Annotated in this window: 19 protein-coding genes, 2 pseudogenes and 1 other annotated feature; of the genes and pseudogenes, 11 read left to right on the top strand and 10 right to left on the bottom strand. The window is 37.1% G+C overall.

Annotation, left to right across the window (positions count from 1 at the left end; translation table 11 throughout):
- Positions 1–46: 46 nt before the first annotated feature.
- Together mscL and ABH955_RS23490 are read right to left on the bottom strand one after the other, a co-directional pair.
- Positions 47–448 carry a large-conductance mechanosensitive channel protein MscL gene (gene mscL / locus ABH955_RS23495; protein WP_002015591.1) on the bottom strand — a complete coding sequence of 134 codons (402 nt, stop codon included), beginning with the start codon at positions 446–448 and terminating at the stop codon, positions 47–49.
- Positions 449–576: 128 nt separating this feature from the next.
- Positions 577–1,503, bottom strand: a complete 927-nt coding sequence (locus tag ABH955_RS23490) for a Gfo/Idh/MocA family protein (RefSeq protein WP_404443675.1) — start codon at positions 1,501–1,503, stop codon at positions 577–579.
- Positions 1,504–1,784: 281 nt separating this feature from the next.
- Here ABH955_RS23490 and ABH955_RS23485 point away from each other — a divergent pair, with 281 nt between their 5' ends.
- A complete protein-coding gene (locus ABH955_RS23485; RefSeq protein ID WP_404443672.1) occupies positions 1,785–2,072 on the top strand; it encodes a hypothetical protein in 288 nt (95 codons plus the stop codon).
- A gap of 52 nt (positions 2,073–2,124) precedes the next feature.
- Here the strand turns inward: ABH955_RS23485 and ABH955_RS23480 are convergent, their stop codons facing one another.
- The 4 genes from ABH955_RS23480 to acuA form a co-directional block, all read right to left on the bottom strand.
- The gene (locus ABH955_RS23480; protein ID WP_404491732.1) at positions 2,125–2,964 is read right to left on the bottom strand and encodes an alpha/beta fold hydrolase; all 840 of its coding nucleotides are present in this window, start codon (positions 2,962–2,964) and stop codon (positions 2,125–2,127) included.
- 143 nt (positions 2,965–3,107) lie between these two features.
- On the bottom strand, positions 3,108–4,274 hold the full coding sequence (acuC, locus tag ABH955_RS23475) for an acetoin utilization protein AcuC (protein WP_404443831.1): 1,167 nt from the start codon (positions 4,272–4,274) through the stop codon (positions 3,108–3,110).
- Complete coding sequence (locus ABH955_RS23470) at positions 4,271–4,915, bottom strand: acetoin utilization AcuB family protein (protein ID WP_002160217.1); 645 nt, start codon at positions 4,913–4,915, stop codon at positions 4,271–4,273. Before ABH955_RS23470 ends, acuC begins: the two co-directional genes overlap by 4 nt.
- Positions 4,916–4,932: 17 nt before the next feature.
- Complete coding sequence (acuA, locus tag ABH955_RS23465) at positions 4,933–5,565, bottom strand: acetoin utilization protein acetyltransferase AcuA (protein ID WP_404454278.1); 633 nt, start codon at positions 5,563–5,565, stop codon at positions 4,933–4,935.
- Positions 5,566–5,741: 176 nt separating this feature from the next.
- Here acuA and acsA point away from each other — a divergent pair, with 176 nt between their 5' ends.
- The 6 genes from acsA to tyrS all read left to right on the top strand — a co-directional run bounded on the left by acsA (position 5,742) and on the right by tyrS (position 11,012).
- Positions 5,742–7,460 carry an acetate--CoA ligase gene (acsA, locus tag ABH955_RS23460; RefSeq protein ID WP_002067621.1) on the top strand — a complete coding sequence of 573 codons (1,719 nt, stop codon included), beginning with the start codon at positions 5,742–5,744 and terminating at the stop codon, positions 7,458–7,460.
- Positions 7,461–7,548: 88 nt separating this feature from the next.
- On the top strand, positions 7,549–8,106 hold the full coding sequence (locus ABH955_RS23455; RefSeq protein ID WP_404443660.1) for a maltose acetyltransferase domain-containing protein: 558 nt from the start codon (positions 7,549–7,551) through the stop codon (positions 8,104–8,106).
- Between the two features lie 66 nt (positions 8,107–8,172).
- Positions 8,173–8,628, top strand: a complete 456-nt coding sequence (locus ABH955_RS23450; RefSeq protein ID WP_404443657.1) for a hypothetical protein — start codon at positions 8,173–8,175, stop codon at positions 8,626–8,628.
- Positions 8,609–9,154, top strand: a complete 546-nt coding sequence (locus ABH955_RS23445; RefSeq protein WP_002129421.1) for an RNA polymerase sigma factor — start codon at positions 8,609–8,611, stop codon at positions 9,152–9,154. Before ABH955_RS23450 ends, ABH955_RS23445 begins: the two co-directional genes overlap by 20 nt.
- Positions 9,135–9,380 carry a hypothetical protein gene (locus ABH955_RS23440; protein ID WP_016092439.1) on the top strand — a complete coding sequence of 82 codons (246 nt, stop codon included), beginning with the start codon at positions 9,135–9,137 and terminating at the stop codon, positions 9,378–9,380. The genes ABH955_RS23445 and ABH955_RS23440 overlap by 20 nt, the downstream gene beginning before the upstream one ends.
- A gap of 77 nt (positions 9,381–9,457) precedes the next feature.
- Positions 9,458–9,686: a binding site (T-box leader), on the top strand.
- Between the two features lie 69 nt (positions 9,687–9,755).
- Positions 9,756–11,012, top strand: a complete 1,257-nt coding sequence (tyrS, locus tag ABH955_RS23435) for a tyrosine--tRNA ligase (protein WP_002015575.1) — start codon at positions 9,756–9,758, stop codon at positions 11,010–11,012.
- 78 nt (positions 11,013–11,090) lie between these two features.
- Here tyrS and ABH955_RS23430 read toward each other — a convergent pair whose 3' ends face one another.
- Complete coding sequence (locus tag ABH955_RS23430) at positions 11,091–11,393, bottom strand: YjdJ family protein (RefSeq protein WP_377953525.1); 303 nt, start codon at positions 11,391–11,393, stop codon at positions 11,091–11,093.
- A 149-nt stretch (positions 11,394–11,542) separates the two neighbouring features.
- Between ABH955_RS23430 and ABH955_RS23425 the strand changes: the two genes are divergently transcribed.
- Positions 11,543–11,671, top strand: coding sequence for a hypothetical protein (locus ABH955_RS23425; RefSeq protein ID WP_002015573.1), 129 nt, complete (start codon positions 11,543–11,545; stop codon positions 11,669–11,671).
- 379 nt (positions 11,672–12,050) lie between these two features.
- Here ABH955_RS23425 and rpsD read toward each other — a convergent pair whose 3' ends face one another.
- The gene (gene rpsD, locus ABH955_RS23420; RefSeq protein WP_002015568.1) at positions 12,051–12,653 is read right to left on the bottom strand and encodes a 30S ribosomal protein S4; all 603 of its coding nucleotides are present in this window, start codon (positions 12,651–12,653) and stop codon (positions 12,051–12,053) included.
- Positions 12,654–13,051: 398 nt separating this feature from the next.
- On the opposite strand from rpsD, the gene megL reads away from it, so the two are divergent.
- Positions 13,052–14,227 (top strand): methionine gamma-lyase, encoded by a 1,176-nt coding sequence (megL, locus tag ABH955_RS23415; protein ID WP_404491730.1) that lies wholly within the window; start codon positions 13,052–13,054, stop codon positions 14,225–14,227.
- Between the two features lie 63 nt (positions 14,228–14,290).
- Here the strand turns inward: megL and ABH955_RS23410 are convergent, their stop codons facing one another.
- Positions 14,291–14,770: a GAF domain-containing protein gene (locus ABH955_RS23410; protein ID WP_002138633.1), complete on the bottom strand. Its 480-nt coding sequence runs from the start codon at positions 14,768–14,770 to the stop codon at positions 14,291–14,293.
- Between the two features lie 147 nt (positions 14,771–14,917).
- Here ABH955_RS23410 and refZ point away from each other — a divergent pair, with 147 nt between their 5' ends.
- Positions 14,918–15,556: a forespore capture DNA-binding protein RefZ gene (refZ, locus tag ABH955_RS23405; protein WP_002164973.1), complete on the top strand. Its 639-nt coding sequence runs from the start codon at positions 14,918–14,920 to the stop codon at positions 15,554–15,556.
- 11 nt (positions 15,557–15,567) lie between these two features.
- On the opposite strand, the pseudogene ABH955_RS23400 reads toward refZ, so the two are convergent.
- Positions 15,568–15,882, bottom strand: a pseudogene (locus ABH955_RS23400) (EamA family transporter); the annotation flags it as partial.
- Between ABH955_RS23400 and ABH955_RS23395 the strand changes: the two are divergent.
- Positions 15,871–16,437, top strand: a pseudogene (locus ABH955_RS23395) (LysR family transcriptional regulator substrate-binding protein); the annotation flags it as partial. The pseudogenes ABH955_RS23400 and ABH955_RS23395 overlap by 12 nt on opposite strands.
- Positions 16,438–16,635 lie beyond the last annotated feature (198 nt).

The following is a 16,635-nucleotide window of genomic DNA, read 5'->3' as shown; positions in this document are numbered from 1 at the left end:
ATAGAAAAGGCATGTCCCGAGGGTGCATGCCTTTTTATCCGTTCAATTATGCTCTATCTTTAGAAGAGTTTTGTTGTTTTAGTAAGTCGCGAATTTCGCCAAGAATTTCTTCTTCTTTTGTTGGTTCTGGAAGTTCTTCTTTCTTTTCTTCTTCTTCTCTTTTAGATGTTAGTTTGTTGAAAACTTTAACAAACATAAAGATAGCAGCTGCAATAATTAAGAAATCAAAAATAGTTTGGATGAAGTTACCATACATAATAGATGATTTACCGAATGTAAGTTTTAAATCTGTAAAGTTAACGCCGCCCAGTACCATACCAAGTAATGGTGTGATGATATCTTTTACTAAAGAACTAACGATTTTACCGAATGCAGCACCGATTACAACCCCGACAGCTAAATCGATTACATTCCCTTTGAATGCGAATTTTTTAAACTCGTTCCACATGTGTTAATCCCATCCTTTCCACGATTCAATATGAAATTTATAATTCCTATCAACATATTCTATAGAAATTTGTGATAGAAATAAAGAGGAAATGGGAATGAAAGTAAATTCTGAAAAATGTATCCGTTTTAATTTTTGCTTACAGCTTGCAGTAGAGATTGGAGCATTTGTTGAGATTTTAATCCTTCTAATCCATCTACAATAGGCTGTGTATCACCTTGTACACATTGGATAAAATGATGAACAGCATCTTCAAATCCGCGCTGCTTTAACGTTGTCTCCCATGATGGTGAACCACTTTGTGAAACGGAGTTTTCTTGCTCAATTTCAAATGTGTTCATATTTTTTACGCGAATGATTTTACCTGCCGTTACAAGTTCAATTTGTTCTAAATTTGTACCTGCATGGCGGTGCATCGCCGTAGAAAGTAAAAGTCCATTTGCAGTTGTATATGTATGATGTCCGTAAAGAAGTTCGTTCTTTTCATTGATTTGCATCATATTATGAACGATGTTAAGGTCATCGTTAGCTAACCAGCGAGCAGTATCTACAATATGTAAGTAATCATCTAACATAGTAAAGTCATACGTATATGGCCCCACTTTATTTGTGCGGTGCTTTTCAATTCGAATCCATGAAATATCATTAGCTTGCTCTTTGGCAGCAACGTACATAGGAACGAATCGGCGATTAAATCCTACCATTAACTTTCGGTTATACTTCTCGCTCAACTCGACTAGTTTCTCAGCTTGCTCTACTGTAGCTGCTAGCGGCTTATCAACATAAACGTCGATTCCTTTTTTCAGAAGTTCAGAAACGATTTCATAATGTGTAGCAGTTGAACTATGAACGAAGATGGCATCACATTCAGAAGCTAGTGTTTCCATAGAATGAAAGTCTTGAATACGATATTGTTGGCAAATTTGTTTTCTTTTCTCGGGGTTAGGTGTAAAGGCCCCTACAAAATTCCAATCTGTTTCTTTTGTAAGTGTTGGAAGATAGGCTTTTTGTGCGATACTTCCAAGTCCAATCATCCCAATTTTAGGTTTGTTCATGTTTATTCCCACCCTATTAATATTGATGTAACGGGTTAAATGTAGCATAGGGTGGGGGGGGAAGGCAAAAATTAGCTTTTTACTTACGTCCTTCTAACAAAATCTTTTCTATTTCTGCAAAGTTATGAGCGCGAGCATGTTGTAATGAAGGGAGTATCATTATTGTCGGAATGCCTATGACTGTAAGGAAAAGGATATATAAGGTAATTTATGTTAAAATTTAAAAGGGAATAAAAGATCTGTGCCAACACGCACGATAGTTTGAGAGGGAGTGCTAGATTTTGGGGGCTGAATTAAAGGATAATAAATTAAACAAGGCTGTAAAGATTGGAACTAATATCGTACTTATTTTATTAATTATCGGTGCAATACAAATGTTTTATGATGAAGATTCTACAAATGATCATTTCGGTGGGTTATTTATGATGGTCTTTTTTGGAATTAAAATAATTTCTAATTTTATGATGAGTATAAAAGAAGGAGATAAAAAGGCAGTATTACTTGATGTGGGTTTAGTTGTTATTTCTTGCGTTCTTTTATTTGTTTTTAGTGTGAAATATTTCTTTTGAAAAAAGCTCATAGTCTTATAGAGACTGTGAGCTTTCCTTAATAATAGCGGTACTAGTGTAACGATTTATAAAATATTTGAGTAGTAGAAGTAAACTGAGCAGCTTCTTCTAAAAAAGGGTAATGGTTACTCTCCTCAAATGGAATGAAGATAGAATTACGTATACCCTTATGCATCTCGATAGAATATTGAATCGGGCACTGCACATCATGTCTTCCGTAAATAATAAGCGTCTTTGTGTGGATAGAAGGTAAGTACTTTCTTAAATCAAATAACGGATATTCACAAGAGAAAGCATTCATCCGGCTAGCGGACATTGTTTTTTGGATTGGTTTACAAAAATAAGAGTTGTAGTTTTCAGGTTTAAACAATGATAATTGGGTTCTCTTAGTAGATAATTCTTTTCGTTCTGCATTTGTAAGATGAGGGCTTTTCAAGTTTTCGATGAGTTCTTGCATATAATGAAACTGTGGATGTTTTGGATGATAAATACAAAATGGTGTTTTCGTATAGTCGCTTGCTGCAGCTCCAGCCACGACTAATGATTGTAAGGCATTTGGATATGCAATGGCATATAAAAGACCAAGCATACCACCTGTTGAATGGCCAGCGAAATGCCATGTTGGAAGTTGTAAAGCTTCTCGTATCGCTTCTAAGTCGTGGATTGTTTCAATCATGGTTAATTCTTTTTCAGAATTGGCTTTTTCAGAATTACCAGCATCACGTAAATTAATGAGGAATACACGATGCGTAGAAGTGAAAACATCCGCAAAGTAATCGCCAGTTTCATTAAATTGTGAATAGTGATGTGTAATACAAAGCGGTTCGCCATTGCCTTTAGTGAAAATTTCGAATGTGCCGCGCTTTGTATTGATTATTTGTTGTTTCCACATAGTGTCACTACCTTTTTTTATAAGAGTTGGGCCAGTCCATTAGTACATAAAAATATATCAGCGCTTTTTAAAATATATCGACTTACCGACAGAAACCGACAATAAATAAAAGGAGGCTATTTAAAAACGAGCCTCCTTTTCGTTTAGTACAAAGATTTTGTCATATTATTCCGAATAATTTCAAGAGATTTCGCTACAGTTAATGCATTTTTTTCTTCGATTTCTGGTTTTCTAGGGATAGGTTGATACATGTTGTCTGGATCTTCCCATGTAAGGGGAAGGTCGGTTTCTGCTTGTCCTTTCCAAGCGTCAATCCATTCTGGAGGGAGATAACCTGAGATGTTTTGGATGTTGTTCATTTCGAGCCAAATGAGTGCCCAAGCTCTTGGTACGACGCGCCAGTGATCATAGCCACCACCGCCGACAGCAATCCAGCGACCGTCGCAATATTCATTAGCGATTTCACGAGCGAGCTTCGGTATTTCACGGTAAATGTTCATCGTTGCGCAAAGGTGTGTAAGTGGATCGTAATAATGTGCATCAGCACCATTTTGCGTTAAAATAATATCCGGTTTAAAGTATGCTGCCACTTCTTTTACAACTGTTCGATATGAATCTAAAAACGATTCGTCTTCTGTAAAAGCGTCGAGTGGAACGTTAAAAGAATAATTATATCCATTTCCTTGTCCACGTTCATTTACTGCGCCAGTTCCAGGAAATAAATAACGCCCAGTTTCGTGTAATGAAATGGTGCATACGTTAGGATCGTCGTAAAAAGACCATTGTACCCCGTCACCGTGATGAGCATCTGTATCAATATATAAAACGCGTAAACCGTATTTCTTCTGAATATATTTCATTGCGATAGAGCTATCGTTATAAATACAAAAGCCAGATGCTTTACCACGGAAGCCATGATGTAAGCCGCCGCCTAAATTGAGGGCGTGCTTTACTTTTCCGGAAATAACAGCATCGACAGCTGTTAATGTTCCGCCAACGAGTAATGCACTTGCTTCGTGCATATTGGGAAACATCGGTGTATCTTCTGTTCCGAGTCCGTATGTCATCGCAATTGATTTTTCTAACTTACCTTCTCCAGCACGTTTTACCGCATTTATGTACTCCTCTGTATGAACGTAGGCAATCTCTTCATCTGTAGCCATCCGTGGCGCGATGACTTGAGAGGGAGAGATAAAACCGCTCTTTTGTAATAAATCATACGTGAGTGTGACGCGCAGTTGGTTAAAAGGATGATCAGGGCTAAAAGAATAGCCCCGAAAGTCATCCGAATAAATGAAGGCGCTGCTCATGCTTGCATCCCCATTATGTTTGGCCATAATACGCGGTAGCCCTCTGCTTCGAGTGCATCAATCACTTTTAGAGGATTCATCGTTTGAATGCGGAAAACGAGTACTTTATCATTCTCATCTTTTGCTGGATAGACGAGAACGCTCACAATATTAATTTGTAAATTGCTAAAAATAGCAACTACTTTTCCGAGAATACCAGGTTCATTTTTCACTTGAATTTCAATTTGTGAACTAGGCTGATGTGCTCCTGTTAATTTCACTAATGTGTGTAGCACTGTAGATTCGGAAATAATTCCTACTAACTTTCCAGCCTTTGTGACAGGGAGGCAGCCAATTTTATTTTCAAAAAATAAAGTAGCAATTTCCTCAACGAAATCAAGAGGATGGCAAGTCATGACAGGGTGTTTCATAATAAGTTCGAGCGGTTGCTGTAGCATATCGAGTGAAACTTGTTCATCAAGAATTGATGGACTTGCATCTCTTACATCTCGATCAGAAATAATGCCTACTACGTGATTATTTTGATCGACAATTGGAATGTGCCGAATACCTTTCGTACGTATCGTTCGGATTGCTGTTTCGATTGTGTCATCTGGATGCAATGTTACTACATTTTGATTCATAATTTCTTCTACAATCATTCCAGTTGCCCCCTTTATTAATACATAAAACGATTGTGAAAACGTAGACGATCGAATGCTTGAATGGAATCCGTATCAACACGTTTACCGATGCGGACCATTAAACAGTTGGCAGGATGTGAACAAATTTCAGGATCATCTGTAGCCATCCATTGTAAACCACCAGCATTCATCATTTTTTCCATTACTTTTCGGTATTCCCAAACATTTAAGCCTGTTTGTTTTAAATCCCAGTGCCAATAATATTCAGTCGTTAATATAATGTAATCTTCCATATGATTGTCCATCATTGAAACTTCTAATAAATTTTTTCCGACAGAGCAACCGCGAAAGGCTGGGACAACTTCAATCGCCCCGAGTTCAATTAAGTTTTCAATCTTTCCTTCTGACCATCGCTCGAGCGGATCAGGATATAAGTATGTAACATATCCAACGATCGTTTGGTCATGTCTAGCAATAATGAGACGAGCTTCTGGTAATTTAGAAATTTCGACAATTGCTTTATATTGCTGCTCGGCAGGACGAAACGCAATTAAGTCTGGATGAAATTCATACATTTCAAGATTATGTGTAGAGACAGGACCTTCAATAATTAAAGTGCCTTTCGCTGTTTTTAAGTTTCTGGCATTATATATTTTTATATGAATCAATTTATTGCTCACCACCTTGAGGGTTTGTGAATCTATTAATATCGTACTTTATAATATATGCGATGTGAATCGAATTTTGTCATTAAAAATTTGTCTAAAAATCAACAAAAATACTGAAAATTTTAAATAATGTTATTATAATAGATAATAGAATACATAGGAGGGGGATGTAAAGTATGAAAGTGGAAACGCTTCCTGTCATTAAAGGAGAAAATAATTTGCCGAATTATGAAGAGGCATACGCGAATTTTAACTGGGAAGAGGTTAATAAAAATTTTACTTGGAATGAAACTGGCCGAGTAAATATGGCGTATGAGGCAATTGATAAGCATGCGAAATCCGATCGAAAGAATAAAGTAGCACTTTATTATCAAGATGGATCGCGAAAAGAGAAATATACGTTTAAGGAAATGAAGGATTTTTCTAATAAAGCAGGAAATGTCCTGAAAAACTATGGCGATGTTGAGAAAGGCGATCGCGTTTTTATTTTTATGCCGCGTTCCCCAGAATTATATTTCGCACTTTTAGGTGCAGTGAAATTAGGGGCAATTGTTGGACCATTATTTGAAGCATTTATGGAAGGCGCAGTTCGCGATCGTTTAGAAGATAGCGAAGCTAAGGTGTTAATTACAACTCCTGAATTGTTAGAGCGCATACCGTTAAATGATTTACCTGCTTTAAAAACAGTCTTCCTTGTTGGAGACAATGCAGAAGAAGGCGGGAAAACTGTAGCGTTCAATCCTTTATTTGAACAAGCTTCAAAAGAATTACATATCGAGTGGTTAGGCCGTGAAGACGGTTTAATTCTACATTACACATCTGGTTCTACTGGTAAGCCAAAAGGCGTCCTTCATGCTCAAAACGCAATGGTTCAGCACTATCAAACAGCGAAATGGGTATTAGATTTAAAAGAAGATGATGTATATTGGTGTACAGCTGACCCTGGCTGGGTAACTGGAACAGCTTACGGTATTTTTGCACCGTGGTTAGTGGGAGCATCAAATGTTATTTTAGGCGGGAGATTTAGTCCAGAGGCATGGTATGAAGCACTGCAAGATTACGGTGTAACAGTTTGGTATAGTGCACCGACAGCGTTCCGTATGTTAATGGGAGCTGGACAAGACGCAATTAAAAAATATGATTTATCACAAGTACGTCACGTATTAAGTGTTGGTGAGCCATTAAATCCAGAAGTAATTCGCTGGGGTATGAGCGCATTTGGACTTCGTATTCATGATACGTGGTGGATGACAGAAACAGGTGGACAAGTTATTTGTAACTATCCTTGTATGGAAATCCGTCCAGGTTCAATGGGGAAACCAATTCCAGGTGTGAAAGCAGCGATTGTTGATAATGAAGGAAATGAAGTGCCTCCATACACAATGGGGAACTTAGCGATTGGTAAAGGTTGGCCAGCTATGATGCGTGGAATCTGGAATAACCCACAAAAATATGATTCTTACTTCATGCCGGGAGATTGGTACGTATCAGGTGATTCAGCTTATATGGATGAAGACGGATACTTCTGGTTCCAAGGGCGCATTGATGATGTAATTATGACGTCAGGTGAGCGCGTTGGTCCATTTGAAGTAGAAAGTAAATTAATCGAGCACGCTGCTGTAGCAGAAGCTGGTGTAATTGGTATTCCTGATCCAGTACGCGGGGAAATCATTAAAGCATTTATCGCGCTTCGCGTGGGATACGAACCATCTGATGAATTAAAAGAAGAGATTCGTCAATTTGTGAAAAAAGGCCTAGCAGCTCATGCAGCGCCAAGACAAATTGAATTTAGAGATAAATTACCGAAAACGAGAAGTGGTAAAATTATGCGCCGCGTATTAAAAGCGTGGGAATTAAACTTACCAACAGGCGATTTATCGACGATGGAAGATTAAAAGAGGAAGGGTCTGAATGAATACGTTCAGACCCTTCTTTTTTATGTTATTATAAACTTATATATACGTGTTGGAAGGGGAGAAGGAAATGAAAACAGAAAAAGAAAAGATGATACAAGGGGAAATGTACATACCGGCTGATCCCGTTTTAGTTCAAGGGAGGGAGCAAGCTCGTATATTAACGAGAAAATTAAATGAAACACCAGAAGTAAAGCTAGAAGAACGTAGTGCAATCGTAAAAGAACTATTCGGAACGACTGGAGATAACATTCATCTTGAATCTTCTTTTAGATGTGATTACGGTTATAACATTCACGTTGGTGAAAACTTTTACGCAAACTTTGACTGTACGATTTTAGACGTATGCCCAGTTACAATCGGAGTGAACTGTATGTTAGCTCCAGGTGTTCACATTTATACAGCAACGCATCCGCTTGATCCGGTAGAGCGCATAAGCGGATCAGAGTACGGAAAACCAGTTACAATTGGCGATAACGTATGGATTGGCGGAAGAGCGATTATTAATCCGGGCGTAACAATTGGAGATAATGCTGTCATCGCATCTGGCGCTGTTGTAACGAAAGATGTGCCGGGTAATGTAGTAGTTGGCGGGAATCCTGCGAGAATCATAAAAAAAATAAAATAATATTTGAACGAAGCGCCTTCCTCGTCTGTATACATTTATGAAAGAATAGATGAGGGAGGCTTTTTTATGTCTAATAAATTGATGCTGACTTTTGCTTTAATTGGAATTATAGTTGTGTTTTCTTGTGGTATATTATTACCTATACCAATTGGATTTAAAATTTCAATGATTACAGTTGGGATTATTATGATTGTTATTTTTTCAATCCTTATTCCGTTTGATAAGAAGTATATTGTACGAAAAAATGGAAATAAAATTGATTTTACAAAAACAAAAGTATATTTTCGCTGGAATGTATTTGATACTATTTCTGTCTGTCTTGCAGTATATGCATGCATATGTGTGCAAGCATTAAATATTTTAGTTTCAATTGGATTCACGATTCAAAACCCATATGTTCAATTTTTTGCGAATCAATCACAAGTATGGATTATTGTCGCAAGTGCATATCTAATTTCCCGTATTTCATTAACGTTAAAAGGAATAAAGGAGATCAAAAAAAATGGCGCAGATTGGGATTGAGGAGGAGCTCATGCTTGCGTACCAAAATGGAGATAAGCAAGCTGGAGAAAAACTATATGTTTTAATCAAACCAGCGCTATATACATTTTTGTATCGATTTAATCGTGATGAACAACTGAGTATAGATCTCGTTCAAGATACGTTTTTGACTCTAGAGCGTAAGAAACATATGTATGAAACCCGAAAAGGAAAAATTAAAACGTATTTATTTCAAATCGGTTACCGTCTTATGATTAATAAATTAAATAGAAGAAAAAAGTGGCGTTCGCTCTTACCGTTTTTAGTACCAATGCAAGAGGTAGAGTTTTCCCACGAAGACCGGCTTACGGTAAGAGAAGCAATTTTGAAAGTTCCTGAAGAACAGCGAGCGGTCCTGATTCTTTCTTATTATCATGATATGCAGCAAAAAGAAATTGCAGAGGTACTGGATATTCCTGTTGGAACAGTGAAGTCGAGACTTCATAACGGGATAAAGAAATTAAAACAATTGCTGGAGGTGGATGAAATTGAACGAAAATCCCTTTAAGAATGAATATAAATTAAAGCAGCATTTAGATAGCGATCATGTAGAAATACCGGATTTTCCAAAAACGGTAAGCCGCTTCGAGCGATTACTTGGATTTCTTGCTTCTCCAGCGAAAGATCCTGTGGAAGCGACGATTGGGAATGATTTATCGGTTGTGTTTCATGTGTCGTTATTAGTTGGTGTTCCAGTTATTTCTCTTATTACGATATTCCTTGCGACTTTATAAAGGATTGGTAGGGAAAGAACTCATACCTCTATTTGACACGCCTATATAAATGATGGTATAAAGAAAAGTATATGAATAATTGAGCGTGGAAAGGGAGAAGTAGTGATCATTTCCCTGTTTTAGAGAGCTGATGGTCGGTGGAAATCAGCACATAGATGATCGCGAATTACGCCCCTAGAGCATCTTTTTTCGATTGAAGTGTATTCAAAAGGGAAAAGACGGTGCTAAGCCGTTATGTAAATAAGGTGGTAGGCTTTTTTTGCCTGCAACTAGGGTGGTAACGCGATAATCAAAATCGTCCCTTATTTAAGGGGCGATTTTTTTATGTTTTCAACCTTCACGCCAGTAATGAACTTAAAGGAGAGTATGTAGGATATGGGTATTTTACAAGATCTTGAATTTCGCGGTTTAATTAATCAGCAAACAGATGCTGAGGGACTTGAGCAATTATTAGAAAAAGAAAGCGTTAAATTATACTGTGGTTTCGACCCGACAGCGGATAGCTTACACATCGGTCATATGTTACCAGTATTAATGTTACGTCGTTTCCAATTAGCTGGTCACCAACCAATTGCACTTGTTGGCGGTGGTACTGGCATGATCGGTGACCCAAGTGGTAAAAAAGCAGAGCGTACATTAAATACGAAAGATACAGTTGCTTACTACACAGAAAGCATTAAAAACCAACTTTCAAACTTCTTAGAGTTTGAAAACGTGGACAACCCAGCAACAATGGCTAACAACTATGATTGGCTTGGTAACTTAGATGTAATTTCATTCTTACGCGATATCGGTAAAAACTTCGGTTTAAACTATATGTTAGCAAAAGATACAGTAGCATCTCGTTTAGATACTGGTATTTCATTCACTGAGTTTAGTTATATGATTTTACAATCATACGACTTCTTAAACTTATACCAAAACCATAATTGCCGTCTACAAATCGGTGGTAGTGACCAATGGGGTAACATTACAGCTGGTCTTGAATTAATCCGTAAATCAGAAGAAGATGCGAAAGCATTCGGTTTAACAATTCCGCTAGTTACAAAATCTGATGGTACGAAGTTTGGTAAAACAGAAGGCGGCGCAATTTGGTTAGACCCAGAGAAAACAACTCCTTACGAGTTCTACCAATTCTGGATCAATACAGATGACCGCGATGTAGTTAAATACTTAAAATACTTCACATTCTTATCTCATGAAGAAATTCTTGAGCTTGAGAAGCAAGTAACTGAAGCACCAGAAAAACGTGCAGCACAAAAATCATTAGGATCTGAAATGACAAAACTTGTTCATGGCGAAGAAGCGTTAGAGCAAGCAATTAAAATTTCAGCTGCATTATTCAGTGGCTCTGTAGCAGAACTTACTGCAAGCGAAATCGAGCAAGGATTCAAAGACGTACCATCTGTAGAACGTACTGCAGAAGATACAGTATTAATCGACTTACTTGTAGAAAGCAAAATTTCACCATCTAAACGTCAAGCACGTGAGGATGTAACGAACGGTGCAATCTACGTAAACGGTGAGCGTACACAAGCGTTAGACTACGTTGTAACAGAAAACGACCGCATCGAAGGTAAATTCACAATCATTCGCCGCGGTAAGAAGAAATATTTCTTAATTCGTTACTAATCAGAAAAGAATTTAAAACAAATAGTACCCCGAATGGTAGGCTGAAAAGTCTATCGTTCGGGGTTTTTATGTATGCATTTAAATTGCCTCATGATTTCTTTTAAATAGAATATGAAGAATTAATACGAGCATATAAAGTAAGCTAATTAGCATAACGACAAATGCTACGGGATAAAATTTTGCCGCATATATAAAGAAATCGATTTGATAAATGTCGTCATAATGTGAAACGTACCCTTTAAAATAATTCGTAAACTTAGCGCTATATTTCCATTCATCGGGATAGTCTATTAAATTACTCCCTTGATACCAACTAATCAAAGCTGAAGTAATAAACAGCATACACGAACTGCCTAGTTGAACCATTTGGTTTATTGTCAAAATGAAACTCCTCCTATTTTTTGGTTATTATAGCGTGCATTCGTATTCCTGTAACCTTTTTGTTGTAATCTCCTTTTCGAGTTCATACGGAAATCACATGTAAGCGGTATGATAAATGTATAACAAATAGAAAGGAGTGGTAAAACAAAATGTCACTAGAAGCGCTCATTATTTTTTCTTTGCTAAACGCTGGTCAGCTTGCAGAGAGCACGAAGGTTGATGTACATAAAGAGCAGAAAGATGCTTATGTATATGTTCAAAAAGAGGAAAATAAATAACTTTAATATATAAATAAGGGCTACCAGAGAGAACGTTTTAGTTTCTTTGGTAGCTTTTTCTATTGAGATATAATTTGGAAGTAATGAAATAAGGAGTAGTCTGAAAACGAAATGATTATATGTTTAAGGGAATAAGTATAACAGCATGTAATGAAGATGGATTATAAAATTTTGCACAATAAACGGAGCCAGTATTAAAGAGAATCCAATCGTTGGAATGAATAAAAGAGAAGTAAGGACGATTATCCATAACTCATGAAAAAACTTCCTTGAAGTATCTTACTATACATACGACATTTATATAAATAAAAAAAGCCCAGGCCCCTTGATAAACAAGGTTCCTAAGGCTTTTAATAATACTCTTTGCAGAGTACCGAGATTAACGAGAGTAGAACTCTACGATTAATGCTTCGTTGATTTCAGCTGCTAACTCAGAACGCTCAGCGTGACGAGTGTAAGTAGCTTCTAACTTATCAGCATCGAAAGTTAAGTATTCTGGTACGAAGTTGTTAACTTCGATCGCTTCTTTAACAACAACAAGGCTGTTAGATTTTTCGCGAACGCTGATAGTTTGGTTAGGTTTAACGCGGTAAGATGGGATATCTACGCGAGCGCCATCAACCGTGATGTGACCGTGGTTTACTAATTGGCGAGCTGCACGACGAGTGCGAGCTAAGCCCATGCGGTAAACTAGGTTGTCAAGACGAGCTTCAAGAAGGATCATGAAGTTTTCGCCGTGCTTACCAGGCATTTTACCTGCTTGGTCAAATGTGCGACGGAATTGACGCTCAGTCATGCCGTACATGTGACGAAGTTTTTGTTTCTCTTGTAATTGTAAACCGTATTCTGAAAGTTTCTTACGTTGGTTAGGACCGTGAGGACCTGGTGCGTAAGGGCGTTTTTCTAATTCTTTTCCTGTGCCGCTTAGAGAGATTCCAAGACGACGAGACAGTTTCCATGCTGGACCTGTATAACGAGCCATAGTTGACTCCTCCTTTAAAAATGTTTTTATTTTCGTAAAATAAAAACAGACGTAATCGATATTTACGGGTATTTTGTTTTCATGTACCTTCGCTCCAGCAGCAGGGAGTTACGAGATACACCTCCGCAGAGGAACAAAATACAAACGATAAACTCACATTACAAGGCTGCCTTTTTATTTTACACAAACGCTATTATATCTTTTACTTACAGTTTCGTCAAGAGACTCCCTTTTTGTTTTATGCAGATAAATTTTGGAAATTAACAAGAAGGAATTTAAAACAATATAAAAGAAAAGATAGAAACACAAATAAAACGCTTACATAAAATGTAGTAAAGACGTTCATCAGATTTTTCCTGGTGGATATGTGGAAATAAAGACATAAGGGGGATGTTTTTATGAAAAAGAAACATATAGAGACAGCATTAATTCATCACGGATATGAATCAAATGAAAATAAAGGGAGTTTAACACCACCTTTATTTCAAACTTCTACATTTACGTTTGAGACAGCACAGCAAGGAGAAGCGAGTTTTGCGGGAGAAGATCCATCTTATATTTATTCAAGGCTTGGGAATCCAACTGTGAAATTATTTGAAGAACGTATGGCTGTTTTAGAAGGTGGAGAGGAAGCGCTGGCGTTCGGTTCAGGTATGGCAGCCATTTCAGCAACGTTAATCGGTTTTCTAAAGGCTGGAGATCATATTATTTGTTCAAATGGATTATATGGATGTACGTACGGTTTTTTAGAAGTGTTAGAAGAGAAATTTATGATTACTCATTCGTTTTGTGATATGGAGACAGAGACTGATATTGAAAATAAAATTCGTCCAAATACAAAGCTCATTTTCGTTGAAACACCGATTAATCCAACGATGAAATTAATTGATTTAGAAAAGGTGATCGGGGTAGCGAAGCGAAATGACTTGCTTGTTATTGTTGATAATACGTTTTGTTCACCTTATTTACAAAGACCTCTTGAACTTGGTTGTGACGCCGTCGTTCACAGTGCGACAAAATATATTGGTGGTCACGGGGATGTTGTAGCGGGTGTAACAATTTGTAGAACGAAAACGTTAGCTGACAAAATCCGTCCGATGCGAAAAGATATCGGCGGTATTATGGCGCCGTTTGACGCGTGGTTATTGTTACGCGGATTAAAAACATTAGCAGTAAGAATGGATCGTCATTGTGATAATGCGGAAAAAATTGTATCGTTTTTGAAAAATCATGAAGCAGTAGAAGGTGTTTGGTATCCGGAGGGAGAATTAGCATCTCGGCAAATGAAACGAGGTGGGGGCGTTATTTCTTTTTCAATTAAAGGCGTGAAAGAGGAAACACAGTCGTTTATCAATGACCTCCATTTTATTACAATTGCCGTAAGTTTAGGTGATACAGAAACGTTAATTCAGCATCCAGCGACGATGACACATGCAGCTATTCCGGCTGAACTAAGAAAAGAAATGGGTATTTTTGATAATTTAATACGCCTATCTGTCGGTTTAGAATCATGGGAAGATATCGTTTCTGATTTAGAGCAAGCATTAAAGAAAATATCTACTGTGAATCAATAAAAAAAGAGTGAGCTATCGGTTTCGTACGTTACGTACGTAATCGATAGCTCACTCTTTTCTTTATTAAATATGTTTTAGGAGTGTTTCCACAAACTTTTCTAAATAGTGCTGATCTACTTCATCGAAACGATTTTTTTCAGGACTATCAATATCAAGCACACCAATGATATTTCCTTCTTTCATAATCGGTACAACGATTTCAGAATTAGAGGCACTATCGCAAGCGATATGTCCTGGGAATTGGTGAACATCTGCTACAAGTTGCGTTGTTTTTGTTTCAGCTGCAACGCCGCAAACACCACGTCCGAACGGAATACGCACGCAAGCTGGCATCCCTTGGAATGGTCCAAGAACAAGCTGATTTCCTTCTGTTACATAAAAGCCAACCCAATTAACGCGATCTAAAAATTGATTTAATAGTGCGGACGCATTTGATAAGTTTGCGACTACGTTCGGTTCGCCAGTTAATAATGCATCCAGTTGTTTAATTACTGTCTCATATTGCTCTTCACGAGATCCTGCATAACTTTCTTTTGTAAACATGGAAACAACTCCCTTTTTAGCGAGATATGTAAAACGATAGCAAAATACGATGTATTTCACATGACTTTGTCGATAGAAAATTAAAGGAATTTGTCTTAAAAGTCAAGAAATTTAAACTATAGCTGTTCAGTGAGAGGAAGTGAGCGCATGAAACAGACGAAACAAAAAGTAATTGATGCGGCAATATCGTTGTTTAACACGAAAGGTTATGATGGAACGTCGGTGCGAGAAATTGCAAAGCGAGCGGATGTGAATGTAGCGAATATTTCATATTATTTTGCTGGAAAGCAAGGGTTATTAGAACAGCTTATTACTGATTTTTTAGAAGGATATATTCACGTAATTGAAACGTCATTTGAACAGAGAGAATATTTATCGGCTAAAGATGTGATGGTGCAAATGGTGCGCGGGATTTTACGATATCAATTTGATAATAGAGAACTGACACGTTTTTTTTATAGAGAGCTTTCGCTTGATACGACATTAATTCGTGAAGTGATGACCGTTTATTTTTCTAGAGAAAGATATTATATAGAGCAAATCATTAAACAAGGACAAATGAATCAAGAATTTAAAAAGGTATCTTTTACAATGTTTATGACACAATTAAAAGGCATGATGAATATGCCGTTTTTATATCCGCAATATATATCAGAGGTGCTACACTCATTTCCGTCTGAGACGTTTTTCTTAGAAATGTATACGAAGGAAATTGAGCAATGGATGGAACGAACATTATATAAAGCGAGTATGTATTATGAACTACCAAGAGCTGTTCATATGTGAAAAATCCCCACCTAACGAACTGAGGTGGGGATTCTTATATGTTGTTTTCTTTGCCATAAATTGTTGCATACTAGCGCAATAATTGTTAATGAGGTGCTGGCAATTTCTATGTTATCGACGGTATAACTTTGAAACATAGAACCGATAAGTGCAAGTACAGGAACTAAATTCATAAATAATATGCCGTTAATAGATGAAATATATCGATTTCCCGTGTTCCAGCAAAATACAGCGATACCTCCCGCAACAATCGACATATAAAGGAGTTCAAAAGGAACGCTCATAATTGTATGTAGTGACGGTACAGAAATTATATTTGTGTAGGTATATTACCGATTTTAGCGGTTCATTACATATCAAAGTGTAATGACTTATTAGAGGATACATATGAAATAGAATGGAAAATTGAGCATATGAAAGTATTAATAGAGTTATTTAAAGAGTGAAAAGTTGAAGCGATGTTCATCGATTCAGTAGTAGAAGGCGCTACATATATAAAAGAAATGCGGGAAGAAAAAATCGTTTGTGCTGTTTCAAATGATCATCCGTATAGAGTGAAAAAGGTAATCCGAATGGAAGAGTTGCAAAATGAACAGCTAATTGTATACCCAGAAATATGTGATGTAAGGAAAATGATTATGAATGTGTTTCAATGTATGGGCGCGAAACCAATAATTGCGGTTGAAACATCTTATGCAGAACCGATGATTGCGATGGTAGGAGCTGGACTTGGTATAACATTGCTTCCGGAAACCGCTTTACAGTAAGCCGTAATGCAAGGTAACGTACGTGCGATTTCTGTAGAACCACCACTAATGCGAAAGATTTATTTAGTCTCTCATATGAAAGAGAGCTCGTTATCCTGCATTAACTGCCCGTAAAAGTCTTACCTTTATTGCATTCATTTGAGGACGGATAATGGAATAAGTGGAATATTAAGAAATATTACAATCACATGTAAAGAAACATGAAATTTTAAAAAAAACTAGGTCAAAAACACGTCATTACATGGTATGATTAGAACATTGTTAGTTGTTAAATATAGGGGAATTCCCTTTTTATACATAATGCCTTCCATT

Origin of the sequence: Bacillus sp. RC240 (assembly GCF_044907945.1) — a bacterium.
GTDB lineage: Bacteria > Bacillota > Bacilli > Bacillales > Bacillaceae_G > Bacillus_A > Bacillus_A mycoides.
This window is presented reverse-complemented; position numbering and strand designations above follow the sequence as displayed.